The 815-nt window shown below is 45.5% G+C and carries 1 protein-coding gene; it reads left to right on the top strand.

From position 1 onward, the window contains the following. A partial coding sequence (locus A3735_RS07190) for a calcium-binding protein (RefSeq protein WP_369820513.1) occupies positions 1 to 815 on the top strand: 815 nt, incomplete at both ends.

The following is an 815-nucleotide window of genomic DNA, read 5'->3' as shown; positions in this document are numbered from 1 at the left end:
TAAGGACTTGCAAACTGGAGATATAGCTAAAAACTACCTCTTCGCAGATAAGGTAAATACATATACTTTCGGGACAGAAGACAATGATACTTCTGGATTAGAGGGCGGAGAGTATCATGATCACCTATATGGAAATGGCGGTGATGACATTTTATTTGGCAGAGAGGGCGAAGATGTTCTAGATGGCGGAAAAGGAAACGACCACCTTCACGGCGGCACTGGAAACGATTTCTTAGTCGGCGGAGCAGACAACGATACCTACCACTTCACACAAGGTCACGGCTACGACAGGATTGAAGATACTGAAGGAATAAACACCCTCATAATTGGTGGTCGAACCATCACTGCTCTAGAAAAAGTTTCTGGTACAGAAGACTCATATAAAAACGCATTAGATGAAAACGATCCCTATCGCTATCAACTCACTGTGTCAGGCTTTAGAGCCGTAGGCGCTAATGGGGATATTGTCGACGTCATCGCTCAATCAGACTTTTCCCGCTTCGGTATTAATGTTGAAAACAACGAACCTGAACCAAGCCCCGCAGGTGGAGACATCGTCGTCGGTTCAGGCCATAACTACGATGGTGTTAACAACTGGGCTCCCAGTAGAGGTGGAACGGCTACTATTGAAGATAATATTTTCTATGATGCCAGCTTATATGATGCTGACTTATATAACGATGGATACGCCGGCAATGACTGGGAGTTCTGGGGCAGTCATGGCAATGATTATCTAAAAGGCGGTGTAGAAGATGACGTACTGAAAGGTAATCTAGGTGATGATGACCTGCTCGGTGGCGAAGGTAACGACGAGC

The sequence above is a fragment of the Oleiphilus sp. HI0061 genome (genome assembly GCF_001635675.1).
The sequence above is the reverse complement of the archived record's forward strand: the minus strand, read 5'-3'. Positions and strand labels throughout refer to the sequence as shown.